This is a genomic window from Pandoraea sp. (assembly GCF_004297875.1).
Taxonomy (GTDB): domain Bacteria; phylum Pseudomonadota; class Gammaproteobacteria; order Burkholderiales; family Burkholderiaceae; genus Pandoraea.
The window spans coordinates 30204-56731 of record NZ_SCSK01000044.1 but is presented as its reverse complement, the minus strand read 5'-3'; the positions used below and the strand labels follow the sequence as shown (position 1 = coordinate 56731).

Here is a 26528-nt window from a genome sequence, read left to right as displayed (position 1 = left end):
TTGATCCTGACGGAACGTGCGAGGGTGGTGGAAGCGATGCTAATCCTGCTGCGCATCGGCGATCAAGCTGCTTACGCGTTGCTCGTCGCCTATGGCCTGAGCCATCAGCAGCGCCAGCTTGACCAGGAACAGCTCGCGCTGCTCCGGCGCGGTGGCGTCGATGGCCAGCGCCAGCGTGTCGTAAATATTCTCCAGTCCGGCGGTACTCGGGTTCATGCGTGAGGCTCCTGGTTCAAGCGGGTCGTGGCGGTGTCGAGCGCCTGGCGCAGGCGCGCCGCGGTGAGGGTACGCCAGCGTGCGCAGACATGGTGATCGGGACGCAGCAAATACGCGGTGCCGGGCGCGGCGCCGTATTTGGCGTGCAGATGCGCGGCGGCGTCGCGCAGCGTTTCGTCGGCACCCGGCACTGCCCGGTCGCCGGCCGCCACGGCAAGCACGCGCAGCGGCACGCCACGCGCGCGCCACGCTTCGACCTCGGCGGCGCAAGCCGCATCGAGCGCGCTGCCGTCGCTGAACCACAGCAAATGGAACGCCGTGCCCAGGTGATCGTAGAGAAAGTCGTCCGCACCGAGGCGGGCGTTGGGCAGCGGCGCGCCATCGACCGGGCCGGCGTGCATCGCGGCGTTGTCGTCATCCCGGCTGTTGAGTGGCGAATGCAGATAGTCGTGCGCGCGCGACGTGCGCCAGTGAAACAGCGGACGCACGAATTCGTGGCGCAGCGACAATGCCAGCGTCGCGTCGCGCAGCAGGCGAAATCCATGCGAAGGCGGTGTCATGAAGCGGGTGCTCTTGCCGGCTTCGGCGATGATCTCCCGCGCCGCGCCGACGCGATCTGCGGAATAGGCGGCCAGCAAGGTGGCCGGCGCCCAGCCCTTGACGACCCCGGCCAGTTTCCAGGCCAGATCGAGTGCATCCTGAAAACCCGTATTGGCGCCGCGCACGCCGAAAATCGGCAACAGGTGCGCGGCGTCACCGACGAACGCGACGCGGTTGTGCACGAACTCGGGCAAGGTCATGGCGCGGGCCGAATACACCGAACACCAGTCGAGCTGCCAGGGCGTGCCGGCGCGGCCGATCATCGCCAGTTGGGCGTCGATGCGCTGCTTGAGCGCTTCGGGGCGCAGCGCGACTTCGGGGCTTTCGCCGGCGGGCAGTTGATAGTCGATGCGCCAGATATTGTCCGGCTCGCGGTGCATCAGTACGGTATTGCCCGGATTCCAGTCGGGCGCGAAGAACGCCAGGCGCTCGGTCGGCAGGTCGAGATCGATCAGGATGTCGGCGATCACGAAACGCCCTTCATAGCTGTCGCCGACCAGGCGCAGATTCATCGCCTGACGAATGGTCGAGCGCGCGCCATCGGCGGCGACCAGCCAGTCGCTGCGATGCGTGTAGGGACCCTCCGGCGTATCGACCTGCAGGGTGACGCCGCGCTCGTCCTGGCTGAGCGATTCGACCCGATTGCCCCAGCGCAATTCGATCAGCGGCTCCTGGGCGATGGCCTCGACCAGGTACCCCTCCAGGATGTTCTGCTGCAGATTGATGAGCGGTCCGAAGCGATCGTCGTCGTCGCTGGGTGCCTCCATGCGAAACACACGCTGGCCGCGATAGAACGAGTTGCCGCTGCGCCACGGCAGCCCCTTGGCAAGCACCCGGTCGGCAACGCCGACCTGTTGCAGCACCTCCAGCGAGCGGCGCGTGAAGACGATCGCACGACTGCCCTCCGAGACTTGCTGCTCGGCTTGCAGCACCACGGTGCGAACCCCATGCCGGGCTAGCAGCAAAGCCGTGGACAGGCCGATCGGGCCGCCGCCGACAATGGTCACGGGCGTTGAAGGCTCCGTGCTCCCGGCGCGTGGCGGTCGGGCGTATGGATGAACCTGATACTGGTAATACAGCGAGCTGCGCGGTTGGATATCGGGCTGATGCATGGTTTGGGCAGGCGATGAAGGGGCATGGTCGGCTGAGCGGTGGGCACTTGCCGGCCATGCCGATTTAGTTGCGTTAGCAACGATATTAATGTGATATGGTTGCGTTAGCAACTAAATTTGGCCGAACTCAGGGAAACCACTTAATGCAACCCAAGCAACGAAGTCTCGAAGCGTTTCTGACTTACAAGATGCACCGGCTGATGAAGCAGCACGACCGGCGCATGGGGGCGCGCTACACGGAGCTATCCGGCCTGTCGCTGAGCGAGGGGCGCGCGCTGGTGACGATTGGCTCGGCGGGTTCGTTATCGATTCAGGAATTGGCGCGCCGTGCCAACCTGGACAAAAGCCAGGCCAGTCGCGGCGCCGAAGGGCTGGTGCAGCGCGGCCTGGTGGCGCGGGTGCCGGACGAGCACGACGGTCGCGCCGTCAAGGTCACGCTGACGCCGGCCGGCAAGGCCGCCTACAGGCATGCATTCGCCGAGGCCCGCGCTTACTACGAGGGGTTGTTCGCGTGTTTGAGCGAAGACGAGCACGACACGTTTGATCGGCTGCTCGACAAGTTGCTGGTGCAGTCGGAGCGTTTAGGGTGAGGCAAGAGTCTTGATTCGATGCGGCCGTGCAAGAGGGACGTTTGATTGATATCGAAACTGATGGGTCGACGGAGTCGGCGGTGAGCGCTACAGGTTTTGTGTTAATTAATTATTACGATAATCATTAAGAATTTCTAATTATAAGAAAATAACAAATAAATAAAACGCCTGAACCTTGCGGAGCGGGGGCACTTTCTCGTATGATCCGGTCATCAGAAATGTGGGAGTTTTCTGAGGTTTTTTGTTAGGGCTCAAAGAAAATTTCTTGAGCGGGGAAAGTTTAGGCCGGGGTTGTAAATATGAATCAGTCAGGGGCGGCAACAGATTTCAGCGACGATACGATTGACCTCATGCAGCTACTTTCGCGCCTATGGCGAAGGCGACTGCTTGTGATAGTTTTGTCTGTCATTTTTGCTGCAGCAGTATTTGCATTGATTTTTATAAAGAAATGCCAGTATCAAAGCAGTGGCTTTCTGCAATTGCCGATGCAGTTGACAGAATATAACGCCGCAAAAGCCGCGCTTGTCGACAACAGGACTTTTCAGCGTTTCCTGGTGGCCAATAAGCTCGAGCACGACCGCGACGCGGTTTATTTGAGCAACGAGTTGAGTGAACAATTTCTGCAAAAAAATGCGTCAGCGATTTTCCCGTATTCCAAGGACGACTTGCGGTACCTGAACGGTATCAAGACGCCCCTGGATCCCAACCTGCTGGGCTTTTCGATTTCGTTGACCAGCGAGTTGCCGGCGAGCGCACAGGCGCGAGTCAAGATCCTGGGCGATTTCATCAAAGATACGCTGCTGCAGCAGGCCCTCATGAGCACGGTGCGCGACAAGGCCGGCGCCGCGCTGCAGCGCAAGCAGGAAATCGATAACCAACTGATCCAGCAAAAACTGAAGCTCTCGGTGGCGCTGGAGAAACAAAAAGCACTTCAGCAAATCGCCGCGCAATATCCGCAGGCATCCAAGGGCGATGCCAGGCAACTGCTGTCCAACGCCGCCGACGGTGCCCGCTATTTGTCGCCGGTGGTGCAACTCGTGGGCGTGGCCTCGGGCATTGCCGACATCAAGGCGCGCATTCACACGCTGGAGCGGGATGCGGCGCAAAATGCCTTGAGCTATGCGTTTTATGCGCGGGTCGAGGCGATCAGCCGGCAGCCGCTGACTGGTGCCGCGATGCTGGCTGCCTTTCTGGCCGATCAAAAGGACACATTCAAAACGCAGGATCTGACCAACGATCAGGTTCGCGAGGTTTTTAACGATATTTCGCTGACGGCCGATCGGATGAAGGCCATGTATTTGCAGAAGGCCCGTTTTATTTCCGGCCCGACGCTGCCGGATCATCGCTCCGGACCGGGCATGCCGGTACTGCTTGTGCTGTCCCTGATGCTCGGCGGCGCGGCAGCGTGCGTGGTGGTGCTGCTGCTCGATGCGTTGATGCAATCGGCCGAATACAATGCGCCGGCCCGGCATCTGACCCGGGTCGCGGCCTGAATTCCTTCCTGCGCCCGGCAATCTGCCGGGCGCGCCCGGGCCTGCTCCGACGCGAGCGGCGAACCCCCTGATTTTCCCGCTTCCGCAAGGTTGTCGCCGATAGGCTGCTGAGTGCCTGAACCGCGCCCTGCTCTGGTCTGCGGATGGCTGCATGCGCCGCGCCGGCACGCGGATAGCGGCGATCCGTTATATGCTGTCGGGGTTATCGACGCGGGTATGACCCGCTACACGGGTATTTGCGCCGCAGAGGGTGCGCCCGCCGACTGAATCAGTGACCGACTGCCAGGAACAGAACACCATGAAGGCAATGCTGAGACCCGACGTTTCCATCGACTTCCTGCACCACCGCCAGCAGGGGTCGTTGCCCGACTGGCTCGGCTTGCAGATTACCGACCTCGCCGAAGGCCGCTTGAGCGCCAGGATGCAGGTGCGGCGCGAATTGCTGGCGCCCAACGGTTATCTGCATGCCGCCAGCGTGATCGGACTGGCCGATTCCAGTTGCGGGTACGCCTGCCTGGCGCATTTGCCGCCGGAGGCGAAGAATTTCACCACCATCGAGCTGAAAAGCAATTTTCTGGGCACCTGCACACAGGGCTGGTTGACGTCCGAGGCCGTGGCCGTGCATTTGGGCCGCAGCACGCAAATCTGGGATGCCACGGTGCGCGATCCGGACGGCCGAACGATCGCGCTGTTCCGATGTACCCAAATGGTGCTTTACTAGCGGGACGGCAGGGCGCGGGGCGCCCTGCACCGCGTATCTTTGTCGACCTATCTTTTTTCTCATCATGCAAACATGCTTTACGCCCGAAGCGCCGACGCCGGCCGGTCATTACAGCCAGGCCGTGGTGGCCAACGGTTTCGTATTCGTCGCGGGCCAATTGCCGTTCATTCCCGGGCAAGGGCGTAACCCGCCGCAGGGCGCCGATGCACAGACTCGGCAGGTCATGGCCAATGTCGAGCGGATTCTGCGCGCCGCCGGCTCCGCGCTCGAGCGTATCGTCAACGTGACGGTGTATCTGACCGACATGAGTCATTGGGCCGAGGTCAATCTGGCGTACGCTCAGGTCATGGGCGAACACAAGCCCGCGCGGACGGTGACGGTGTCGCCGCAGTTGGCGCCCGGTTGCCTGCTGGAAGTGCAGGTGACGGCGCTGGCATAGCGGACGCCGTGAAATCGGTCTGGCCGGCCGAGGCGGCCGGAACGCGTGCTGCGCTATGATCGTTGGCTGGACCACAAGTTGAAGGAAGTGCAATGCGTATTCTGATATTGGGCGCAGGTGGCACGGGCGGATATTTTGGCGGGCGCCTGGCGCAGGCGGGCGCGGACGTGACGTTTCTGGTGCGCCCCGGGCGGGCTGCCGAACTCGCCGCCCACGGGCTGGTGATCCGGAGTGCGCGCGGCGATATGCAAATGCCGGTGCGGTACACCACGGCCGAAGGGCTTGCGCCATTCGATCTGGTTTTGCTCAGTTGCAAGGCCTACGACCTGGACAGTGCGATCGAGGCGATCGCGCCGGCGGTGGGACCGGACACGACTGTCCTGCCGATTCTCAACGGCCTGCGGCACTACGACCGGCTCGACGCGGCGTTCGGGCGCGATCGGGTGTTGGGCGGGTTGTGCCTGATCAGCGTGGTCAAGGGCCCGGAGGGCGAAATTCGCCATCTCAGCGACTTTCACACGCTGGTGTTCGGCGAGCGCGACGCGCAGGCGCCCGCGGGCCGCTGCCGGGCGATCGCCGAATGTTTCGCCGCCGCCAATTTCGACACGCGCCAGAGCGACGAAGTGATGCAGGACGTGTGGGAGAAATACGTGTTTCTCACCGCGCTGGCGGCTTCGACCTGCCTGATGCGCGCCAGCATCGGCGCGATCATCGCGACCGACGAGGGCCGCTGGATCATGGAGACGATCTACGCCGAGTGCGAGGCGGTGGCGCGCGCCGGCGGTTACGCGATGCGCGAGGCGGCGCGCAAGGCCGCGCTGAAGACACTCACGGCGCCCGGCTCGCCGATGACCGCATCGATGCTGCGCGATCTCGAAGCGGGCTATCGCATCGAGGGCGAGCACATCGTTGGCGACATGATCCGCCGCGGCCAGCTGGCGGGCGTCGAGATGCCGGTGTTGCGCGTGGCGTGGTGCCACCTGCAGGCTTACCTGGTGCGTCGCGACAGTGCCGCTTGAGGCCCGCCGACCGGCGAGCCGCGAGGCATCGCCGCTTACTCTGAGGAATCCGACCTAATCCGCGTTAAGATAGCCGGGAATCTGTTTTGTGCTGCGCGGGGAACCCCATGTCTGGAAAATGGCTGCGGTCGTTGATGTTGCTGCTTCTGTGCGGCGGCGTGGCGATGCTGGCGCGCGGACAAGGCGTCTTGTCGGTGCGCCGCCCGGACGGGCGCCAGGCCAGGCTGGCGGTCTATGCGCCGAGCGGGCAAGCCTGTGCGCCGCTGGCGGTGCTCTCGCCCGGAAGCGGCGACGACCGCGGCGGCTTGACCTACCTGGCCACCGCCTTGCAGCGGCATGGCTGGCGCGCGGTGATGCTGCTGCACCGCGAGCGTGATCCCGAATCACTGCGCGATCGTCTGCGCAATGGACGTTTTCGGCACGATTTGTTTTCGTTATCGACCACCCCGGACGATTACCGGGATCGCCTCGACGATGTAGCCGCGGCTTTGGCCTGGGCTCGCGCGCAGTGCCGCGCGCCGGTGGCGGTGCTGATCGGCCATGCGATGGGGGCCGTGACGGCGATGCTCGAGGCCGGCGCCGAAAATCGGCTTGGACTCCAGGGGCGTGATCGTTTCGATGCCTATGTGGCTCTCTCGCCGGAGGGGCGCGGACCGATTTTTCCCGCCGATGCCTGGCACCATTTGAGCAAGCCCCTGTTGCTGCTGACCGGCACGCTCGACGATGCGCCGAATGGTTCGTGGCGAGTGCGCACGCAAGCGTTTGCCGATCTGCCCGCCGGTTGCCACTGGTTGGGCGTGATCGACCACGCCACTCATATGAATCTGGCCGGCTTCGGCTACGGCAATGGAGCCATCGAGAAAATCATCGTGCCGACGGTGGAGGCGTTTGTCGATGGCGTACGCGCGCACCGTTGCGAAGCGTTGCCGAACCAGCCCGGACTGCGTCTGACGCGCCAATAGGCGGCGGGCGGCAGTCCCCGGCGCGCAAGTTACGCATTGTTACTGCGGGAAATCCCGCAGACGCGTAAAATCGCTGCTTTGGCGCAATCTTTTTCGTCGCCGATCGTAATAAGAGCAATACATGCTGATGACATTTCTGCTGGCCATGAATCCGTTCAAGCGGATACCTGGCGCGGTCAAACGCGCGCATGACACAGGCCGACTGGCATTTTTCGCAGCCGGGGCCGCGCTGGCGCTGGCAGGTTGGGCGGCTGCGCCGAGCGCCCACGCGTTCGGTTTCAGCGATGTGGCGTGGCGCGCCCAGACGATGGCGGCTGCTCCCTACAAGGCGCAGCCTTCGAACTTGCCCAAAGCGCTGCGCGATCTCAGCTACCAGCAATATCGCGAGATCCGCCTCAAGCCGAGAGACACCTATTGGCGCGGCACCAAGCTGCCCTTCGAGCTCGGCTTTTTTCATGAGGGCTCTTTCTACGACCACCCCGTCCAGATCAATGAAGTCAACGACGGGCGCGTGCTGCCGATCCGCTTCAACCCCGACATGTTCGACTACGGCGCGAACAAGCTCGATCCGAAGCAGTTGAGCAAGCTGGGCTTTGCTGGCTTTCGCGTGCACTATGCGCTCAATACGCCCAAGCACAAGGACGAGGTATTGGTGTTTCTCGGCGCGAGTTACTTTCGGGCGGTCGGCAAGGGGCAGGTCTATGGCCTGTCGGCGCGCGGGCTGGCAATCGATACGGCACTGAGTTCGGGCGAGGAATTTCCGCGGTTCGTCGATTTTTGGATCGTGCGCCCGGCCCCCGGCGCGAAAGAGCTGACGATTTACGCACTGCTCGACTCTCCGAGCGTAACCGGCGCCTATCGCTTCATTTTGCGCCCCGGCACGCACACCGAGATGGATGTCAAGGCGCGCATCTTCATGCGCGCGAATGTCAGCAAGCTTGGCATCGCGCCGCTGACCAGCATGTACCTGTACGGCGAGAATCAACCCTCCGCGGTGCCCAGTATCCGGCCGGAGGTACACGATTCGGACGGTTTGTCGATTCACTCGGGCACCGGCGAGTGGATCTGGCGGCCGCTGGTCAACCCCAAGCGACTGCTGGTGTCTTCATACGCCTTGAGCAACCCGGCGGGTTTTGGCCTGATGCAGCGCGACCAGGATTTCTCCAGCTACGAAGACCTCGATAACCGCTACGATTTGCGCCCGAGCGCCTGGGTCGAGCCGCGCGGCAAGTGGGGGGCGGGGCGGGTCGAACTGGTGCAGATTCCCACGCCGGACGAGACCAATGACAATATCGTGGCCTATTGGGTACCTGATAAGTCGCCTCACCCCAAGCAGCCGTATGATTTCGAGTATCGCTTGCTGTGGGGTAAGGATGCGGCCGACCGTCCGCAGACCTCTTGGGTCATGCAAACGCGACGCGGACAGGGCGCGCAAGGCAAACCCGACGGGAGCATCCTTTTCGCCCTGGATTTCGAGGGGCCGGCGCTCGCCAAGCTGCCTGCCAGCGCCAAAGTGGAAGGAAACGTTTCGGCTGACGGCAATGGCAAGATTCTCGAGGCGTCCACGCAGCACAACGATGTGACGGGAGGCTGGCGCCTGTTGGTGCGCATGCGCCGCCTCGACAACGAAAAACCAGTCGAGCTGCGCGCTTACCTGCACAGCGGAAACACTACTTTGTCCGAAACGTGGAGCTACCTGTTACCCCCAGAATAAACCGCCGCGAGGATGTCCCGGCGAGCGAGCGCTATGCCGATCAGTTGCCGCTGAGCGCTGAGGATCGCCTGGCGCTGCTCGAGCGGGTTGGCGAGTGCGAAGGCGGAGATGCCCAGGCGCTGGTGCGCTTGCATCGCGCCTTGGCCGGGGATGCGCCGCAGGTGCCGGACGAGCCTGCCTACGGGTCGGTATTCAGGCGGCTCGAGCTGGCCTACGGGGCGCCGCAGGCCGACGCGACGCCGGTTATCGCGCAGCACGGCCGCGGCGATGGGGTACAGATCGTGAGTGCGCCGACAGTGGCGCGCACGCCCATCGGTCCTCACCCCTGGTCGCTCAACCCACTGTCGCGCTGGCTCGGTGGCCTGTTCGGCGGGCGCGCTCACGCGCCGGCCCCGGATTCGCCCGACCCGCGGGGGCGATGGCGTCATGCCGGTCGTGTCCGGCGCATGATGCTGCTGGTTCTCACGCTGGCGCAAACGGCGCTGGCCACCCACTTCATGAGCACCGTGCTGCCCTATCAGGGACGCGATCCGCTGGAGATCGTTGCGCTGGTCCTGTTCGCGATACTGTTCTGCTGGGTATCGGCCGGCTTCTGGACGGCCATCATGGGGTTTTTCGTGCTGCTGTTCGGCCGCGACCGCTACGTCATTTCGCGCACTGCGGTCGGCCAGGAGCCGCTTGGCGAGGGCGCGCGAACCGCGGTGGTCATGCCGATCTGCAACGAGAGCGTGCCGCGTGTGTTCGCGGGCCTGCGAGCGACTTACGAATCGTTGGCCAAAACCGACGATTTGGCGGCCTTCGACTTTTTCGTGTTGAGCGACAGCAACGATCCCGACGTATGCGTGGCCGAAACCGATGCATGGTTGTCGCTGTGCCGGGCGGTCGACGGCTTCGGCCGCATCTTCTATCGCCGGCGGCAGCGCCGGGTCAAGCGCAAGAGCGGCAATATCGACGACTTTTGTCGGCGCTGGGGCGGCAACTATCGCTACATGATCGTGCTCGACGCCGACAGCATCATGAGCGGCGAGTGTCTGGGCAAGCTGGCGCGCATGATGGAGGCCAACCCGGGCGCCGGCATCATCCAGACCGCGCCGCTGGCGGCCGGGCGCGAAACGTTCTACGCACGGCTGCAGCAATTCGCTTCGCGCGTTTATGGCCCGCTGTTTACCGCCGGGCTGCACTACTGGCAGTTGGGCGAATCGCACTACTGGGGCCATAACGCGATTATCCGCCTGGCGCCGTTCATGAAGCACTGCGCGTTGGCGCCGTTGCCGGGCAGCGGGGTGCTGACCGGCGAGATTCTGTCGCACGATTTCGTCGAAGCCGCATTGATGCGGCGCGCCGGCTGGGGCGTCTGGATCGCCTACGATTTGCCGGGCAGCTACGAGGAAATGCCGCCCAACCTGCTCGATGAGCTCAAGCGCGATCGACGCTGGTGTCAGGGGAATCTGATGAATTTTCGGCTGTTTCTGGCCGAGCGCATTCATGGCGTGCACCGTGCCGTTTTTGTCACCGGCGTCATGGCTTATCTGTCGTCGCCACTATGGTTTCTTTTTCTGCTGCTCTCCACCGTGATGCTGGCCAAGCACACGCTGGTGGCGCCGCAGTATTTTGTCGAGCCGCGCCAGTTGTTTCCGTTGTGGCCGCAATGGCACCCCGAACGGGCCATCGCGCTGTTCAGCGCGACCGCGACACTGTTGTTCCTGCCGAAGGTTCTGAGTGTGATCCTGCTGTGGTTCAAGGACTCGACGCGTTTTGGCGGGGCCTTCAACCTGACGCTGGGCCTGGCCATCGAAATGGTGCTGTCCGCCTTGCTGGCGCCGATACGCATGCTGTTTCATACCCAGTTCGTGGTGGCGGCGTTCACCGGGTGGTCGATCCAGTGGAAGTCGCCGCCGCGCGAGGACGCCGAGACGACCTGGGGCGAGGCGTTGCGCCGGCACGGGTGGCATTCGCTGCTGGGCATCGTTTGGGCTGTGGGTGTCTACTGGCTCAATCCGGCTTACCTGCTTTGGCTGCTGCCGATCGTCGGCGCGCTGGCGCTGTCGGTGCCGCTTTCGGTGTTCTCGAGCCGGGTATCGCTGGGGCGACGCTTGCGCCGCATGCGGCTGTTTCTGATCCCGGAGGAGTCGTGGCCGCCGAAAGAATTGCGCTGGGCGCAGAAGTATACCGAGACGGCTTCGCCGGGGCCGGACTTCGTCAAGGCGGTGGTCGATCCAGTGGTCAACGCGCTCGCATGCGCCAGTGCGAGGCTACGGCCGCCGCGCAGTAATGATGTGGCGAGGCGTGCCGAAATGGTGCGCGAGGCGCTGGCCAATGGACCCGATGATTTGCCCGACAAGCAGAAAAGCCGGTTGCTGAGCGATCCTTTGGCTTTGTCCGCGCTGCATCTGGCGGTGTGGACGCAAGCCGACGCGCACCCGGGCTGGCGTGCCGCCCTGGCGGGCGGGTTGCAGCAAGGTTATTTGCTGTCTCCCTAGCGCCCGCCCCACAAGCGGCGCCAGGGCCGCCAGGTCAGCGTCTAGCGGCTGGGCAGGTAGCGTAGCGGATCGAGCGGCTTGCCCTCCTGGCGCAATTCGAAGTGCAACTGGACGCGTTGGCTGTCGGTGCTGCCCATCTCCGCGATTTGCTGGCCCTGCGCAACATATTGTCCCTCCTTGACCAGGATGACCCGGTTGTGGGCATAGGCGGTCAGGAAGCCGCCGCTGTGCTTGAGCATGACCAGATTGCCGTAGCCGCGCAGACCATTGCCGGCATAGACGACCTTGCCGGCGGCCGCTGCGACCACCGGCTGGCCGAGTTGCCCGCCGATGTCGATCCCCTTGTTGCTGGTGCCATTAAAGCGTGCGATGACCGGGCCCTGAACCGGCCAGCGCAGCGCAATGCTGCTCGCCGGCAGCGCATTGTCGCTGGCCGCCGGTGGGACGGTTTGACTGCTGGCGGCCTCGCCCGCGCCGGCCGGCGGCGCTACACGCAGCACCTGGCCGACGTCGATTCGATTGGGGTTGGAGAGATTGTTCCAGCGTGCCAGGCTCGTGACGCTCTGACGATAGGTTTGCGCGATCTTGCCGAGCGTGTCGCCGGAGCGAACCCGGTAGTAACCGTCCCCGACCGGGCCGCCCGAGGGGGCCGACGCGCACGCGGCGAGCAATGCCGGAAGCAGCAACAATGCGAGTCGCCGGCGGGGGCGTGAAGGGGTGGCTCGAGTGGGCAAGGGAGCTGCGCTGATCATCCTGTGTGTCGGTTTGACGAATCCGGAAGGGACTCGCGGTGGTTGGCAAAAGTGGGGATTGTAAAGGCAAGCGCGGCCAGGCGCCGCAGCGACAACTAAAAAACGACCGGGTGCGCGGGCAGTGCCGACGGGCCGGTAAATAAATTGTTTGACACGATTTTAAATCCGGCGTATAAAGGCCCACGCAGATTGTCAAGTGCGAAGTTGTTGCTCATTGTTGTTCTCCAGCGTTCGCCGGTACTTCAGTTCTTCATTTCCTCCCCTTGATTTTCGTGCGTTCGCGGGATGATTTTCATCTCGATTGTTTGATTTTTATCTTTTGGAAAGAAACATGGATACTGGTATCGTCAAATGGTTCAACGACGCTAAAGGCTTCGGCTTCATCACCCCGGATGCTGGCGGCGAAGATCTGTTTGCTCATTTTTCGGAAATCAAGACCGAAGGCTTCAAGTCGCTGCAGGAAAACCAGCGCGTGTCGTTCGAAGTTAAGACCGGCCCGAAGGGCAAGCAAGCCGCCAACATCAAGCCGCTCTAAGCATCGCTGAACGCGGCGTTGCGCCCTGACCGGGAGCGGTGCCCGTAAAACGATACGGATGGCGGGTGGACAGCAATTCAGAGCTGTCCACCCGCCATTTTTTTTCGGTATTTTCCCTCGGTATTTATCCTGTACCACGGAGGGTCCGCGGCGTATCATGAACCTTGCGTGAGCAGCCGGCGGGGCATTGGCGAAGTACTCCAACCGAATTCTGAATCGGCGGCTGGTTTTGCGTGGATCGCTTCGTCCACGAGATGGCGGCGCGTCCGACAAGGAGAAGGTTATGGTCTCAAACGGCTCTGTGCTCGACGCACTGCGCCACGTGCAGTTGCGCAAGGTTCCCTGGTACAAGCGCTCGACGCTTTTCGACTATCTGCGCTCGCTCGGCCTGATCGAGTCGACACGCAGCGACTACGAAGTCAGCGGTGTTCGCTATCCGCTGGTCATCGCGCTATTGACCAAGGCCGGGCAGGACGAGATTCGGCGTCTGGCCAGCCTGGAACAGGTCGCCGACTGGGAGAGCATTCGGCTCGAACATTACAACCATCCCCACGTTCACTGACGAACTGCGCTACGATACCGGTCTGGGTCGAGGCGGTCGCCGACTGCGCCGACCGTGTTCGATACGAACGTATTCCGGGTGACACATGAGCTTGCAGACGTGGTGGTTGTACGTTGTGACGGTTTTCCTCATCTCCGCTACGCCGGGGCCCAACATGCTGCTGGTGATGACGCACGGGGCACGGCATGGCCTGCGGCCGTCGGTCGCCACGATGGCCGGTTGCATGAGTGCGCTGTTGCTGATGATGTCGATCTCCGCGGCCGGACTCGGTGCAGTTCTCAAAACCTGGCCGGTGGTGTTCGATACGCTGCGCTACGTTGGCGCCGCCTACCTGGTCTATCTCGGCTTCAAGAGCTGGCGTGCGCCGGTGAGCAAACCGGTCGACGAAGCGACTGAAGCACCGGTCAAGGCAACGCGCCGTTCGCTGTTCAAGAGCGGGTTCCTGGTGGCCAGCAGCAACCCCAAGGCAATTCTCTTCGCCGCGGCATTCTTGCCGCAGTTCATTGATCCTGCCGCGCCCAAGCTGCCGCAATTCGCGATTTTGCTGGCAACCTTCGCGGTGATCGAAGTCAGCTGGTACGCGGTCTACGCGACGAGCGGCTTGCGCGTTGCGCCATATCTTAAGCAGACGCGCGTGCTGAAGGCTTTCAATCGGCTCAGTGGCGGCGTTTTCATGGGATTCGGCGCCTTGATGGCGGCGGTCCACCGCTAGGCAGCCGTTAAGCCGGCCCGGCTACGCCGCACGGTCTTCTCCTGACCGGACGGGAGGTGACGACGGGGCTGACCCGTTCTGCGGGCTGCTTATTGATCCTGCCGGGCCCAACTGGCGTTGGCAAACGCGTCGCTCAGAAAGTCGACCAGTACTCGGGCCTTGGCAGTCAGATGCTTGCGAGTCGGGTAGACCGCGTAGATGCCGATACCGGCGGCGCTATAGTCCGGAAACAAGCGGACCAATTGCCCCTCACGCAGGCTTTGCGCCACCAGAAACGCAGGTTGTAGGACGATGCCCGCACCGGCGCGCGCCACCGTCAGGCATGTATCGCCGTTATTCGCATAGAAGCATGGCCGGGTCTTGACCGAAACCGAGCCGTCCGGCCCCTTGAAACGCCACTCGTCCTTGTGCGACGCGTAGCTGTAACTGATCGTTTGATGCGAGACCAGCTCGGCCGGATGCGCGGGTGTGCCGTGCGCGGCCAGGTAAGCGGGCGAGGCGCAGGCGATGACCTCCGTGTGAGCCAGCTTGCGGTGAACCAGCGACGAGTCGGGCAGACGGGCGATGCGGATGCCCAGGTCGTATCCTTCCTCGACGATATTCACCAGTCGGTCCGACAGTTCGATATCGAGCGTAATGTCCGGATACTCGCGCATGAAGAGCGGCCATAGCGGCGCCAGATGCCGCACGCCGAATGCCAGCGGCGCGTTGATGCGCAGCAGTCCGGCCGGCTTGATGGTGTGCGCGCCGGCCAGCGTGTCGGCTTGATCGAGTTCCGCCAGAATCTGCCGACAGCGTTCGAAATACTCCTGCCCCGATTCAGTCAGCGACAGCTTGCGGGTCGTCCGCTGCAACAGCCGCGTGCCGAGTCGCGCCTCGAGATCGGCCACATGGCGCGAGACGGCCGTCTTGGAGGCGTCGATGATTTCTGCTGCCTTGATAAAACTGCCGGCCTCGACAACCGCAATGAAGCATTCGATCTCGCGTAATTTGTTCATCGGCGCTCGCGCGGTTCAGGCGACGAGCGCCTCGATATCGCGCAGTGCGGCGGCTGCGGACCCGAACGCGAAGGCATCCATGCGCAGAACATCGTAGGTGGTGCCGGTATCGAAATGCGCCTGCTGTGTCCAGTCGTCGCTCGCACCCATGGCGATGAACAGCGGCAGCAGGTGATCGTCGTCGGGATGCGCGCGCACCGCGTGGGGCGCGTGGGCGCGGTAGTCGAGCAGCGCGGACAGATCGCCCGCCACCATACGCTCGGCGAACCATTGCGCGAATTCGTCGACATAGCGCGCGCCGGGCATCCGGTCCTGCTGCAAGCGCAATTCGCGCAGATTATGGGTGAACGAGCCGGAGCCGATGACCAGCACGCCGTCGCGTGCCAGCGGCGACAGGGCTTGCCCGATCCGGTAGTGGTAATCGGGCGCTTGATGCGGCTGCAAGGAGAGTTGGGTTACGGGGACATCCGCCTCCGGGAACAGATAGCGCAGCGGCACCCAGGCACCGTGATCGAGCCCGCGCTGCGAATCGATGGTCGCGGCAATGCCGGCCTCCCGCAGCGCGTCGACAGTACGGTGCGCCAACGCTGGCGAGCCCTGGGCTGGATAGTCGAGCCGATAGAGTTCACGCGGGAAGCCGCTGAAATCGTGCATGACTGTCGGTGTGATCAGACTGCCGACACTCGGCTGCTGCGTAGCCCAGTGGGGCGAGATCAGCAGAATGGCCTCGGGTCGCGGCAAGCGCTGGCCGAGCAGGCTCAGCAGCGCGCCGGTGCGGCCCGGCTCGATCGCCAGGGTCGGCGCGCCATGTGAGACGAATAGTGTCGGCAGGGGTGACATACGCAACTCTCCTGAGTACATCGAATAGATCGAGAACGAGCCGGCGTGAGCCCGCCCAGGGTCAGCGCTTCTTGATCGCGTAAGCGCCGTCGCCCAGCAGGAACAGCACGATCAGCGCGACCATCCAGAATGCCGGATACTCCCAACCGCCGCCTTTATTCGTGAAAAGCCAGCCGTTGGCGCCATGTACCATGATAATCGCGCCGAGCAAGTCTGCCGCCAGCGGAATCGCGAAGTACGAGGCGTAGTAGCCGATGATCAATGCAATGCCGCCCACGACTTCCAGCACTATCACAGGATAGGCCATGGCGCCCGGCAAACCAATCGAATGAAAAAAGCCCACGGTCCCGGGCAGGGTAAAGACGAAAATTTTCAGGCCGGCATGTGCCAGAAACATAATGCCCAGACTCACGCGTAGCAGCAGCGCGGCGTAGGGCGCGGTTTTTTGTTGAATCACGGTTTCTCCTGACAAAATGAAAGATTGGTAGACACGCGGGGCGGCTACGCCGCTTTGAAGTCCCGGGTTTTCCTGCGATCATTCTAGGTGAGTCCGGAGAGTGAATAAATCGGGCTAAATGAAATTAATTATCCCGTAATTCGGGTCAATAGAGCGATTCGAGCAACACCGGCGGGTCGCGGATAAAGGCATCCGGGCGGAGGACGAATGGAGCAGATCGATTGCGTAGTGATCGGTGCTGGCGTGGTGGGATTGGCGACGGCGCGCGCGCTGGCGGCGCAAGGGCGCGAGGTGGTCGTGCTGGAGGCCGAAACCGGGATCGGCATGGGCAGCAGCTCGCGCAACAGCGAGGTCATTCACGCGGGGATCTACTATCCGCAGGGTTCTCTCAAGGCGCGCCTGTGCGTCGCGGGAAAAGCGATGCTGTACGCTTTCTGCGAGGAGCGCGGCATTGCCCACCGGCGTTGCGGCAAACTGATCGTCGCGACACGGCAAGCGCAGTGCGCGGCGCTGCAGGAGATTCGGCAGCACGCCGCGGCCAACGGCGTGGACGACCTGCGCATGCTCACGGGCACCGAGGCCCGACGCCTCGAACCGGACTTGTCATGCGAAGCCGCGCTGCTCTCGCCCAGCACCGGCATTATCGATAGCCATGCTTACCTTTTGGCGTTGCAGGGTGATGCCGAGGCGTGCGGCGCTCTGTTTGCGTTTGGCTCCCCGGTGCTCGGCGTCGAGCTCACCGCCGATGGCCCGGTGCTGGAGGTCGGGGGCGCACAACCGAGCACCTGGCTGGCCCGCACGGTGATCAATTGCGCGGGCCTGGCGGCGCCGGCCCTGGCCGCGGCGATTCGTGGTTTGCCGGCATCCCATGTGCCGCGCGCTTACTACGCCAAGGGCAACTATTTTGGCCTGAGCGGGCGTGCCCCTTTTTCCCGCCTGATTTACCCGGTCCCGGAGCCCGGCGGGCTGGGCGTGCATCTGACGCTCGATCTGGGCGGCCGGGCCCGCTTCGGTCCCGACGTCGAGTGGGTGGCGGCCATCGACTATCGCGTCGATCCCGCCCGCGCGGAGCGTTTTTACGACGCAATTCGGGCGTATTGGCCGGCCCTGGAAGCGGGCATGCTGCATGCGGACTACGCAGGGATCCGACCGAAGATCGCCGGGCCAGGAGAGCCGGCTGCGGATTTTCGCATCGAAGGGCCACAGGCTCATGGCGTGAGAGGCCTCGTCAACCTGTTCGGCATCGAGTCGCCCGGACTGACCGCCGCGCTGGCCATTGCCGATCATGTGGCGGCGCTCACGCAAGAGCGCGCATGACGTCGCCGTTGCCGGCAAGGGCGGCCGTGGCGTGAGAGGGCATGAGAAGGCCTCGCGCCCGGGCGCGGCACTTGCGCCGTGGCGAGAAAATTGGCAGGGAAAGGCAAACGCGCTATCAAAATGCGCAGTCGGATGTGCGGCCCGAAGCTCGCGGCCCGCGGCGAATGGCCATCAAAGCAAAAAGCCCACTGAGAAGTGGGCTTTTTGCTTGAATTTGTTTGGCTCCCCGACCTGGGCTCGAACCAGGGACCTGCGGATTAACAGTCCGTCGCTCTACCGACTGAGCTATCGGGGATCAAAAGAGAAAGCGATTATAGTGGCCTTGTTGATGCCGTGTCAACAACTCGTCGGCTCAATCTGAGCGGATCAGCGCTCGAGCAGTTTGAGCTTGTCGGTGACGTCTTTCCAATCGTCTGCGTCGGGCAGCGGCGCCTTGGTCTTGGTGATGCTGGGCCAGGCCTTTGCCAGTTCGGCGTTCAGGCCGACGAACTCCTGCTGATCGCCCGGCACGTCTTCTTCGGCGTAGATCGCGTTGACCGGGCATTCCGCCACGCATACGGCGCAATCGATGCACTCGTCGGGGTCGATGGCGAGGAAATTGGGGCCTTCGCGGAAGCAGTCGACCGGGCAGACGTCAACGCAGTCGGTGTAGCGGCACTTGATGCAGTTTTCTGTGACAACGTGGGTCATCGTAATTCCTGGGAGCTCGAGCGGCTGCGGATGGCCGCGTAAAGCCAATATTGTAGCGCAGCCGTTCGGGGCGATGAACACTCGTGTGGTTTGCGGTACCATCGGCCGGGAGACCGCGCGGCGGGTCTGCCGAGCGGGTCCGGCAGGTGGTGCGGCGAATGGATTCGCCGCCCGGCGATGCGGGGCCGGGCCGATTTATTTAGCGACAACATCCAGAGCAGGCACGACGGGGCGCCATGATTATCACTTCGCTGTTGGACACCGATCTGTACAAGTTCACCATGATGCAGGTGGTGCTGCATCACTTCCCTGCGGCCCAGGTGGAGTATCGCTTCAAATGCCGCACGGAGGGCGTCGACCTGGTGCCCTACATCGACGAAATTCGCGACGAAATCAGGCAGCTATGCGGATTGCGCTTTAGCGATTCGGAACTGGAATACCTGCGCCAGATGCGCTTTATAAAAAGCGATTTCATCGATTTCCTCGATCTGTTTCATCTCAACGAAAAGTACGTCCAGATAATGCCGTCGTCCAAGGGCAACGGCGAGATCGAGATCGTCTTTCGCGGCCCCTGGCTGTATACGATTCTGTTCGAGATCCCGGTGCTGGCGATCGTCAACGAAGTGTATTTCCGCAATACCCAGCGGCAACCGGCCTATGACGAGGGGCGCGAGCGGCTGCGCGAAAAAATCGGACTGCTGTCGGGGCGGCAGGGTTTCGAGGATTGCAAGATCGCCGATTACGGCACGCGGCGGCGCTTTTCGCGCGAGTGGCACGAGGAGGTCATCCTCACCCTCAAGCGCCAGCTTGGCGAGCAGTTCGCCGGCACCAGCAACGTGTATTACGCGCTCAAGCACGGATTGACGCCGTTGGGCACGATGGCGCACGAGTATCTGCAGGCCTGCCAGGCGCTGGGCCCGCGCTTGCGAGACTCGCAGATCTTCGGCTTCGAGATGTGGGCCAAGGAATACCGGGGCGACCTGGGGATTGCGCTGTCCGACGTGTACGGCATGAAAGCGTTTTTGCGCGACTTCGATATGTATTTCTGCAAGCTGTTCGACGGCGCGCGGCATGACTCGGGCGATCCGTTCGAATGGGGCGAGCGGCTGCTCCAGCATTATCAGGACAACCGCGTGGATGCGCGCACCAAGACCATGATTTTCAGCGACGGTCTCGACATTCCCAAGGTGATCCAGCTCTACGAACGCTTTCGTGACCGTTGCCGGCTGGCGTTCGGAGTCGGCACGAATTTGACCAACGATCTTGGCTATCAGCCCCTGCAGATCGTCATCAAGATGGTTCGCTGCAATGGGCAGCCGGTGGCCAAGCTGACCGACTCGCCGGGCAAGAACATGTGCGAGGACGAGGCTTACCTGGCCTACCTGCGGCAAGTCTTCGAGATTGCGCCGGCACCGGCGCAATGACGCTGGCCCGCGATTTGCCGGGGCCCGCGGGCCGCTATAATCGGGTCTCAAGCCCGCGATACTTCAGGAAGGACATATGGACACTTCGGCTGCTCGCCAACGCATTCTTGCCCGCATTCGCAGCGCTCAGCAGCGCCCCGCCGAGGTGACCCAGGCCGAAAGAGACGCGGCCGAGGATTATCTGCAGCGCCACCCGGAAGGCCCGCGCCCCGCGCTGCCGGTCGAGCGCGTGGGTCGCTTCGTCGAGCAGGCGCAGGCGCTGTCGACCACGGTACAAGCACTGGGCGCCATGGCGGAAGTACCGTCGGCCGTGGTCGCCTATTTGCGCGAACTGAATTTGCCGGCGCAGGCGATTGCGTGGAATACGCTGCGCGATCTGTCGTGGCAGGCCGCCGGCTGCCAGGTCGAATTTCGCCCGCCGCGCGACGCCGATCTGGTCGGCATCACGGGCTGCTTTTGCGCAGTCGCCGAGACCGGCGCACTGGTGCTGGCTTCCGGCCCCGATACGTTCGCCTCGGCGGGGTTGCTGCCCGAAACGCATATCGCCATCGTGCCCGTATCGCGCATCGTCGACGCGCACGAGGATGCCTTCAACCTGGTGCGCCGCGAACTTGGGCAATTGCCCAGAGCGCTCAATATCATTGCCGGACCGTCGCGCACGGGCGATATCGAGCAGACGATCATTCTGGGCGCGCATGGTCCTTATCGGGTGCACGTGTTGCTGGTCAATGACGCCTGAGTGCTGAGTGCTGAGTGACGTCTGATTTGCGCGGAGGGCGGGCACTTTGCCTGGCCGCGCGGATCGAATAGCCCCGTCGTCACAAAAACCGATACAGGGACTGCATGAATAAGATCGCGCTGCGAGCATTTTTCGGACTTTTCTTATTTCTTCCGGTGGTCGCTCGTGCTGCCGATTTCGATGCGGCGGCGCTTTCCGCCTGGTGGGGCATTCCCTTTGCGGGCATCCTGCTGTCGATTGCCCTGTTTCCGCTGCTCGCTCCGGCATTCTGGCATCACCATTTCGGCAAGATCTCGGCGGTTTGGGCGCTGGCGTTTTTGCTGCCGTTCGCCGCGGTTCACGGTGTTGGCGCCGCATGGCATGGCCTGGTGCACGCGCTGGTTGCCGAATATATTCCGTTCATTGTGCTGCTGGCGTCGCTGTTTACCGTGGCCGGTGGAATCTGCGTGCGCGGCAATCTGCACGGCACGCCGCGCCTGAACACAGGGCTGCTGGCACTGGGCACCGTACTGGCCAGCATCATGGGAACCACCGGCGCGGCAATGCTGCTGATCCGTCCGTTGCTGCGGGCCAACGACAACCGCAAGCATGTCGTGCATGTCGTGGTGTTCTTCATTTTTTTGGTCGCCAATGCCGGCGGGTCGCTCACACCGCTGGGTGATCCGCCGCTATTTCTCGGATTCCTCCAGGGCGTGGACTTCTTCTGGACTGCGATTCATCTGTGGCCGGAAACACTGTTTATCTGCTGCGTGCTCCTGGTGACCTTCTTTTTGCTCGACAGCTATTTTTATCACACCAAGGAAGAGGAGCGCCCGCCGGTGCTCGACCCGACGCCGGATAGCGGGCGCGTCTGGCTCGAAGGCAAGGTCAATTTCCTGCTGCTGGCGGCGGTCGTTGCGCTGGTACTGCTCAGCGGCGTGTGGCGCCCGGGCGTCGAGTTCGATGTGTTCGGCACGCCGGCCGCCCTGCAAAATGTCGTGCGCGACCTGGGGCTGATCGGGGTGATGCTGGTGTCGCTGGCGATCACGCCGCGCAGTGCGCGCGCCGGCAACGATTTCAATTGGGAGCCGATCAAGGAGGTCGCCAAACTGTTTGCCGGCATCTTCCTGACGATCATTCCGGTCATCGCGATATTGCGGGCCGGCGAACACGGCGCATTCGGCGCCGTGGTGCGTCTGGTAAGCGACGCGCAGGGGCAGCCGGACAATCTGATGTATTTCTGGGCCACCGGCCTGTTGTCGTCGTTTCTCGATAACGCGCCGACCTATCTGGTGTTTTTCAACACCGCCGGCGGCGATGCGCACGTGCTGATGGGCGAGGTCATGACGCTCGCGGCAATCTCGGCAGGCGCGGTTTTCATGGGCGCGAACACCTATATCGGGAACGCCCCGAATTTCATGGTCAAGGCGATCGCCGAGCAGCGTGGCGTCAGGATGCCGACGTTTTTCGGCTATATGCTGTGGTCCGTAGCGATTTTGATGCCGTTGTTCATCGTGACCAGCTTCCTGTTCTTTGGAGCCTGATGTGAAACCTAAAGTGTTGGTCGCGCGAGCGGTGTTCCCCGAGGTGGTGGAGCGGCTTGCGCAGTATTTCGAGGTCGAGAGCAATCCGCGTGACGAGATCTGGAGTCCGGCGGAGCTCGTCGCGCGCCTGCACGACAAGCAGGGTGTCATGACCACCGCCAGCGAGCGTATCGATGCCGAGGTATTGGCCGGCGCCCCCAACCTGCGGGCTGCCTGCAACATGGCGGTGGGGTACAACAATTTCGATATTCCGGCGATGAGCACTGCGGGCGTGATGGCTACGAACACACCCGATGTACTCAACGAGACCACTGCGGATTTCGGCTGGGCACTGCTGATGGCGACCGCGCGCCGCATCACCGAGAGCGAGCGCTGGCTGCGCGCGGGGCACTGGCGGAAGTGGGCCTACGATATGTTTCTGGGGGCCGATATTCACGGCGCCACACTGGGCATCATCGGCATGGGACGCATCGGGCAGGCGTTGGCCCGGCGCGCTTCGGGTTTCGACATGCAGGTGCTCTACCACAACCGCTCGAGGGTGCCGGAGAGCATCGAGCAGGCGTGCAAGGCTCGCTACGTCGGCAAGGAAGAGCTGTTGCGCCAGGCTGATCACGTGATTCTCGTCTTGCCCTATACGGCGGCCAGTCACCACACTATCGGCGAGGCCGAACTGGCCATGATGAAGCCGACCGCCACGCTCGTGAATCTGGCGCGCGGCGGGATCGTCGACGACGCGGCGCTGGCGCGTGCGTTGCGCGACAAGCGCATCGCGGCGGCCGGTCTCGATGTATTCGAAGGAGAGCCGGCCGTGCATCCGGCATTGCTGGAGGTGCCCAACGTCGTGCTCACGCCGCACATCGCCAGCGCCAGCGAAGCGACGCGGCGTGCCATGGCCGACCTGGCGGCCGACAACCTAATCGCGGCGCTGGGTTTTGGACCGGATGCCGGCAAGCCGCCGTGCCTCTTGAACCCGCAAGTCAAACAGAAATAATTCCGTTATGGCTAATTCGATGGTGACTACGATACTGCTGGTGGCGATCCTGCTTGGTCTGGCGTTGCTGGGGATGCTGGTGGCACGACGCGGAAACGGGGCGGAGGGCTTGCGCGCGATGCACGAGGATCTGTTGCGCGCCGGCGAGCGAAGCGAACGGGCGCTGCGCCAGGAGCTGAGCGACGCGGCGCGCGCCGGGCGTACCGAGCAGGGCGCCCAGTTGTCGCAATTCCAGCAGGCCCTGGCCGCGCAGATGACGAGCGTGGCCACCGTGCAGAACAATCAGATCGACGGATTTGCCCAGCAGCTCGCCAAGCTCACCGAGAGCAATGCCGCGCAACTCGAAGCGGTACGGCAAAGCCTGATGCAGCAAGGCCAGCAGATGCGCGAGGAGCAGGGCGCGGCATTGCGGCGCTTCGGCGAGGCGCAGCAACAACAACTGACGCAACTGACCGAGAGCAACGAACGGCGGCTGGTTGAGATTCGGGCCACGCTGGAGCAGAAGCTCAAGGATATCGAGACCCAGAATGCCGCCAAGCTCGAGGAGATGCGCCGCACCGTCGACGAGAAGCTGCACGCCACCCTGGAGCAGCGCCTGGGCGAGTCGTTCAAGCTCGTGTCGGACCGTCTCGAGCAGGTGCACCGCGGCCTGGGCGAAATGCAAACGCTGGCCGCCGGCGTGGGCGATCTCAAGCGGGTGCTGACCAACGTCAAGACCCGCGGCACCTGGGGCGAAGTGCAGCTCGAGGCACTGCTCGAACAACTGCTGACGGCCGACCAGTACCAAAAGAACGTCGCAACGGTGCCCAGGAGCAGCGATCGCGTCGAATTCGCGATCGCGCTGCCGGGGCGGGACGGGGATACGGGCGAGCCGGTATGGCTGCCGATCGACGCGAAATTTCCGCGTGAAGACTACGAGCGGCTGATCGATGCGCAGGAGCGTGCCGATCCCGGTGCGGTCGAGGAAGCCGCCAAGGCGCTCGAGAATCGGATTCGCCAGGAGGCGCGCACGATTTCAGAGAAATATCTCTCGCCGCCGCACACGACCGACTTCGCCCTGCTGTTTCTGCCCACCGAAGGCTTGTACGCCGAGGTGCTTCGGCGTCCCGGATTGAGCGATGCGCTGCAGCGTGATTTCCGCGTGAGCGTGGCCGGACCGACCACGCTCACGGCGCTGCTCAACAGCCTGCAAATGGGATTTCGCACGCTTGCGATCGAGCGACGCTCGAGCGAGGTCTGGCAAGTGCTGGGCGCCGTCAAGACCGAGTTTGGCAAGTTTGGCGATGTACTGGCGCGAACCAAATCTCAACTGGAGACCGTCACCCGTTCGATCGATCAGGCCGAGGTGCGAACCCGCCAGATGGCGCGCAAACTCAAGACCGTCGAGGCGCTGTCCGGTGACGAGGCGATTGCCCTGTTGGGCGGCGACGTGACGATCGAAGAAGATTGACGACGTCTGCCAAAGGCGCTATCCGAGCAGTTGATGCTTGGGAACGGACGCTGCAAAGCGTTGCAGCGCTTCGCCGGTCATACGTACCACGCGCCACTCGGGCAATACGTCGGCGCCCTGGGCTTCGTAAAAATCGATCGCCGGCCGATTCCAGTCGAGCACCGTCCACTCGAAGCGGCCGCAGTTGCGTTGCACGGCAAGGCGCGCCAGTGCGTGCAGCAGGGCCTGTCCGAGGCCATGGCCGCGTGCCGACGGTTTGACGTAGACGTCCTCGAGGTACAGGCCGCGCCGGCCCAGGAAGGTCGAGTAGTTATGGAAAAAGAGCGCGTAGCCGACCACTTCCTCACTGATTTCCGCCAGCAGGCATTCAATGACCGGCTGCGGCCCGAATAACGCATCGCGCAGATCATCTTCGGTCGCCACGAGCATGTCGGTCAGTCGCTCATAGGCTGCCAGCTCGCGCACCAGCGAATGAATCGCCGCGACGTCGCCGGGTCGAGCCGGTCGCAAGTGGGCCATCATCGGCTTTCTTCGGCGATATCGGTCAGGACGATTTCGATGCCCCCGAACCGTGCGGCCACCCAATTGTAGGCGTGGCAAGCGATCCAGAGCAGGGCGAAACCGATGACCGCGTTGAGCAACAGGGCCGAGAAGACGGCGAATCCGGGCAGTTCCCCGTAGCGTATGAAGGCGGCCAACAAGGCAATAAGAACGATTGGAACGCTGAAGGTGAGGTAGATCAGCACAAGCGCTTTCGACGTCTGTACGGGCGCGATATAGGAGATTTGTTTTTTCATGGGTTGTTTTTCGATTTGGCGTTGTAGCGTTTGGTCAGATCAGTCCCTCGAAAAGCAGAATATCGACTTCGTCGCCGGCGGCAACGTTGCCTTGGGCGTGAGGCAGCACGACGAAGCAATTGGCCTCGCTCATCGAATGCAGCATGCCCGAGCCTTGCGCGCCGGTGACCGACACTTCGACCGGGCCGGCCGAGCCGGAGCTGACAATGCCGCGCAGGAATTCAGTCCGACCCGGACGCTTGGCGATGGCCCCCGCGCTGCGTGCCCGCATCAGCGGAAGGGCCTGGGAATTGGCGCCCATCGTCGCGAGCAGCGCGTCCCTGACGAAAAGATAGAACGTCGCCATGACGGCCACCGGATTGCCGGGCAGGCCGAACAGCAGTGCGTCGTGTCCGGCACTGGCAAGGCGGCCAAACGCCAGCGGCCGGCCGGGGCGCATCGCGACTTTCCAGAAGGCGACTTCGCCGAGGCGGGCCATCATCGGTTTGGTGAAATCGGCGTCGCCCACCGAGACACCGCCTGAGGTGATGACGATATCGGCATTTTCGCAGGCATGACGAAAGGCGGCCTCCAGCGCGACGGGGTCGTCCCGCACGACGCCCAGATCGAGGACGTCGGCGCCGAGGCGATGCAGCATGCCGAACAGGGTATAGCGGTTGCTGTCATAGACGCAGCCCGGGTCGAGCATCTGACCCGCCGAACGCAGTTCGTCGCCGGTGGAGAAAAATGCGACTCGCACACGGCGAAATACCGGGACTTCGACGATCCCCAGCGATGCGATCAAGCCCAGGTCGGCGGGGCGCAGCCATTTGCCGGCGCGCAGCGCCGGCTTGCCGGCGGCCAGGTCCTCGCCGGCGCGGCGACGATGCTGGCCCGCGCGCACGGCATCGGGGGCGAAACGCACGTAAGTATCGTCCGCATCAACCAATTCCTGGGGAATCACCGTATCGCAGCCGGACGGCATCAACGCACCGGTCATGATGCGCACGCATTGGCCGGCCGTCACCGTCCCGATGTACGGGCGCCCGGCCAGCGCGGTTCCAACGACCTCAAGCCGCGGCGAGCCGCCACCGAGGGCTGAGCTGTCGAAGGCATAGCCATCCATGGCCGAGTTGTCATTGGCGGGGACATTGATCGGGGAGATAAGGTCGTTGGCCAGGACGCGGTCGAGCGCGGTGCGTACGGCAACATACTGCACGCCATTGACCGGGACGACGCACTCGCGAATGATGTGCCGAGCCTGTTCGACAGCGAGGGCCTCGGGGTCGTAGTCGGACATGCAACCGATGACGGTATTCAGTGTGTTCATGCAAATGGGGCGCTATCCAGAACAAGCCGCAGGAAGCGGAACGGGCCGTCGGCACCGGTGCGAGCGGCATATGGGCGGCGAGCCGG

Annotated in this window: 27 protein-coding genes and 1 tRNA gene; 17 read left to right on the top strand and 11 right to left on the bottom strand. The window is 63.2% G+C overall.

Annotated elements, in window-relative coordinates; all coding sequences use genetic code 11:
• Nucleotides 1–39: 39 nt before the first annotated feature.
• Both EPN80_RS13030 and EPN80_RS13025 read right to left on the bottom strand, forming a co-directional pair.
• Nucleotides 40–216 (bottom strand): DUF2783 domain-containing protein, encoded by a 177-nt coding sequence (locus EPN80_RS13030; protein WP_293027775.1) that lies wholly within the window; start codon nucleotides 214–216, stop codon nucleotides 40–42.
• Nucleotides 213–1928, bottom strand: coding sequence for an FAD-dependent monooxygenase (locus EPN80_RS13025; RefSeq protein WP_293027773.1), 1716 nt, complete (start codon nucleotides 1926–1928; stop codon nucleotides 213–215). Before EPN80_RS13025 ends, EPN80_RS13030 begins: the two co-directional genes overlap by 4 nt.
• 143 nt (nucleotides 1929–2071) lie before the next feature.
• Here EPN80_RS13025 and EPN80_RS13020 point away from each other — a divergent pair, with 143 nt between their 5' ends.
• The 8 genes from EPN80_RS13020 (at nucleotide 2072) to mdoH (ending at nucleotide 11346) form a co-directional block, all read left to right on the top strand.
• Nucleotides 2072–2518 (top strand): MarR family transcriptional regulator, encoded by a 447-nt coding sequence (locus EPN80_RS13020; RefSeq protein ID WP_293027771.1) that lies wholly within the window; start codon nucleotides 2072–2074, stop codon nucleotides 2516–2518.
• A 299-nt stretch (nucleotides 2519–2817) separates the two neighbouring features.
• Nucleotides 2818–4011 (top strand): Wzz/FepE/Etk N-terminal domain-containing protein, encoded by a 1194-nt coding sequence (locus tag EPN80_RS13015; protein ID WP_293027768.1) that lies wholly within the window; start codon nucleotides 2818–2820, stop codon nucleotides 4009–4011.
• Nucleotides 4012–4309: 298 nt separating this feature from the next.
• Complete coding sequence (locus tag EPN80_RS13010) at nucleotides 4310–4732, top strand: PaaI family thioesterase (RefSeq protein WP_293027765.1); 423 nt, start codon at nucleotides 4310–4312, stop codon at nucleotides 4730–4732.
• A 64-nt stretch (nucleotides 4733–4796) separates the two neighbouring features.
• Entirely contained in the window at nucleotides 4797–5171 is a 375-nt protein-coding gene (locus EPN80_RS13005; RefSeq protein ID WP_293027761.1) for a RidA family protein, read from the top strand.
• A 92-nt stretch (nucleotides 5172–5263) separates the two neighbouring features.
• Nucleotides 5264–6190, top strand: coding sequence for a 2-dehydropantoate 2-reductase (gene panE / locus EPN80_RS13000; RefSeq protein WP_293027757.1), 927 nt, complete (start codon nucleotides 5264–5266; stop codon nucleotides 6188–6190).
• 107 nt (nucleotides 6191–6297) lie between these two features.
• A complete protein-coding gene (locus tag EPN80_RS12995) occupies nucleotides 6298–7152 on the top strand; it encodes an alpha/beta hydrolase (protein WP_293027755.1) in 855 nt (284 codons plus the stop codon).
• Nucleotides 7153–7273: 121 nt separating this feature from the next.
• Nucleotides 7274–8866 carry a glucan biosynthesis protein G gene (locus EPN80_RS12990; protein ID WP_293027753.1) on the top strand — a complete coding sequence of 531 codons (1593 nt, stop codon included), beginning with the start codon at nucleotides 7274–7276 and terminating at the stop codon, nucleotides 8864–8866.
• Entirely contained in the window at nucleotides 8839–11346 is a 2508-nt protein-coding gene (mdoH, locus tag EPN80_RS12985; RefSeq protein WP_293027750.1) for a glucans biosynthesis glucosyltransferase MdoH, read from the top strand. Before EPN80_RS12990 ends, mdoH begins: the two co-directional genes overlap by 28 nt.
• A gap of 41 nt (nucleotides 11347–11387) precedes the next feature.
• On the opposite strand, the gene EPN80_RS12980 is transcribed toward mdoH, so the two are convergent.
• Nucleotides 11388–12098, bottom strand: a complete 711-nt coding sequence (locus tag EPN80_RS12980; RefSeq protein WP_293027747.1) for a peptidoglycan DD-metalloendopeptidase family protein — start codon at nucleotides 12096–12098, stop codon at nucleotides 11388–11390.
• A 331-nt stretch (nucleotides 12099–12429) separates the two neighbouring features.
• Here EPN80_RS12980 and EPN80_RS12975 point away from each other — a divergent pair, with 331 nt between their 5' ends.
• The 3 genes from EPN80_RS12975 (at nucleotide 12430) to EPN80_RS12965 (ending at nucleotide 13907) form a co-directional block, all read left to right on the top strand.
• The gene (locus tag EPN80_RS12975; RefSeq protein WP_047214869.1) at nucleotides 12430–12633 is read left to right on the top strand and encodes a cold-shock protein; all 204 of its coding nucleotides are present in this window, start codon (nucleotides 12430–12432) and stop codon (nucleotides 12631–12633) included.
• A 283-nt stretch (nucleotides 12634–12916) separates the two neighbouring features.
• A complete protein-coding gene (locus tag EPN80_RS12970; RefSeq protein WP_293027743.1) occupies nucleotides 12917–13195 on the top strand; it encodes a hypothetical protein in 279 nt (92 codons plus the stop codon).
• Nucleotides 13196–13280: 85 nt separating this feature from the next.
• Nucleotides 13281–13907: a LysE family translocator gene (locus EPN80_RS12965; protein ID WP_293027740.1), complete on the top strand. Its 627-nt coding sequence runs from the start codon at nucleotides 13281–13283 to the stop codon at nucleotides 13905–13907.
• A gap of 89 nt (nucleotides 13908–13996) precedes the next feature.
• Here EPN80_RS12965 and EPN80_RS12960 read toward each other — a convergent pair whose 3' ends face one another.
• The 3 genes from EPN80_RS12960 to EPN80_RS12950 form a co-directional block, all read right to left on the bottom strand.
• Nucleotides 13997–14905 carry a LysR family transcriptional regulator gene (locus EPN80_RS12960; protein WP_293027737.1) on the bottom strand — a complete coding sequence of 303 codons (909 nt, stop codon included), beginning with the start codon at nucleotides 14903–14905 and terminating at the stop codon, nucleotides 13997–13999.
• A gap of 15 nt (nucleotides 14906–14920) precedes the next feature.
• Complete coding sequence (locus EPN80_RS12955) at nucleotides 14921–15745, bottom strand: class III extradiol ring-cleavage dioxygenase (RefSeq protein ID WP_293027735.1); 825 nt, start codon at nucleotides 15743–15745, stop codon at nucleotides 14921–14923.
• 61 nt (nucleotides 15746–15806) lie between these two features.
• Nucleotides 15807–16202, bottom strand: coding sequence for a DoxX family protein (locus tag EPN80_RS12950; protein ID WP_047214864.1), 396 nt, complete (start codon nucleotides 16200–16202; stop codon nucleotides 15807–15809).
• A gap of 207 nt (nucleotides 16203–16409) precedes the next feature.
• Between EPN80_RS12950 and EPN80_RS12945 the strand changes: the two genes are divergently transcribed.
• On the top strand, nucleotides 16410–17519 hold the full coding sequence (locus tag EPN80_RS12945; protein ID WP_293027728.1) for an NAD(P)/FAD-dependent oxidoreductase: 1110 nt from the start codon (nucleotides 16410–16412) through the stop codon (nucleotides 17517–17519).
• Between the two features lie 219 nt (nucleotides 17520–17738).
• On the opposite strand, the gene EPN80_RS12940 is transcribed toward EPN80_RS12945, so the two are convergent.
• Both EPN80_RS12940 and fdxA read right to left on the bottom strand, forming a co-directional pair.
• Nucleotides 17739–17814 (bottom strand) — tRNA-Asn (locus EPN80_RS12940).
• A gap of 71 nt (nucleotides 17815–17885) precedes the next feature.
• The gene (fdxA, locus tag EPN80_RS12935; protein WP_047214862.1) at nucleotides 17886–18209 is read right to left on the bottom strand and encodes a ferredoxin FdxA; all 324 of its coding nucleotides are present in this window, start codon (nucleotides 18207–18209) and stop codon (nucleotides 17886–17888) included.
• A 236-nt stretch (nucleotides 18210–18445) separates the two neighbouring features.
• Between fdxA and pncB the strand changes: the two genes are divergently transcribed.
• The 5 genes from pncB (at nucleotide 18446) to rmuC (ending at nucleotide 24336) form a co-directional block, all read left to right on the top strand.
• Nucleotides 18446–19633, top strand: a complete 1188-nt coding sequence (gene pncB / locus EPN80_RS12930; RefSeq protein ID WP_293027725.1) for a nicotinate phosphoribosyltransferase — start codon at nucleotides 18446–18448, stop codon at nucleotides 19631–19633.
• 76 nt (nucleotides 19634–19709) lie between these two features.
• The gene (locus EPN80_RS12925) at nucleotides 19710–20372 is read left to right on the top strand and encodes a lactate utilization protein C (RefSeq protein ID WP_293027721.1); all 663 of its coding nucleotides are present in this window, start codon (nucleotides 19710–19712) and stop codon (nucleotides 20370–20372) included.
• A gap of 104 nt (nucleotides 20373–20476) precedes the next feature.
• On the top strand, nucleotides 20477–21895 hold the full coding sequence (locus EPN80_RS12920) for a sodium:proton antiporter (RefSeq protein WP_293027719.1): 1419 nt from the start codon (nucleotides 20477–20479) through the stop codon (nucleotides 21893–21895).
• Nucleotide 21896: 1 nt separating this feature from the next.
• On the top strand, nucleotides 21897–22886 hold the full coding sequence (locus EPN80_RS12915) for a D-glycerate dehydrogenase (RefSeq protein WP_293027717.1): 990 nt from the start codon (nucleotides 21897–21899) through the stop codon (nucleotides 22884–22886).
• A gap of 19 nt (nucleotides 22887–22905) precedes the next feature.
• A complete protein-coding gene (rmuC, locus tag EPN80_RS12910; protein ID WP_293027714.1) occupies nucleotides 22906–24336 on the top strand; it encodes a DNA recombination protein RmuC in 1431 nt (476 codons plus the stop codon).
• A gap of 18 nt (nucleotides 24337–24354) precedes the next feature.
• Here rmuC and EPN80_RS12905 read toward each other — a convergent pair whose 3' ends face one another.
• Genes EPN80_RS12905 through glp form a run of 3 tightly spaced genes read right to left on the bottom strand, consistent with a single transcriptional unit; the run spans nucleotide 24355 to nucleotide 26442 of the window.
• Nucleotides 24355–24855 (bottom strand): GNAT family N-acetyltransferase, encoded by a 501-nt coding sequence (locus EPN80_RS12905; protein ID WP_293027850.1) that lies wholly within the window; start codon nucleotides 24853–24855, stop codon nucleotides 24355–24357.
• Nucleotides 24855–25133, bottom strand: a complete 279-nt coding sequence (locus EPN80_RS12900; protein WP_293027711.1) for a hypothetical protein — start codon at nucleotides 25131–25133, stop codon at nucleotides 24855–24857. Before EPN80_RS12900 ends, EPN80_RS12905 begins: the two co-directional genes overlap by 1 nt.
• Before the next feature lie 34 nt (nucleotides 25134–25167).
• Nucleotides 25168–26442 carry a gephyrin-like molybdotransferase Glp gene (gene glp, locus EPN80_RS12895; protein ID WP_293027708.1) on the bottom strand — a complete coding sequence of 425 codons (1275 nt, stop codon included), beginning with the start codon at nucleotides 26440–26442 and terminating at the stop codon, nucleotides 25168–25170.
• Nucleotides 26443–26528: the final 86 nt, after the last annotated feature.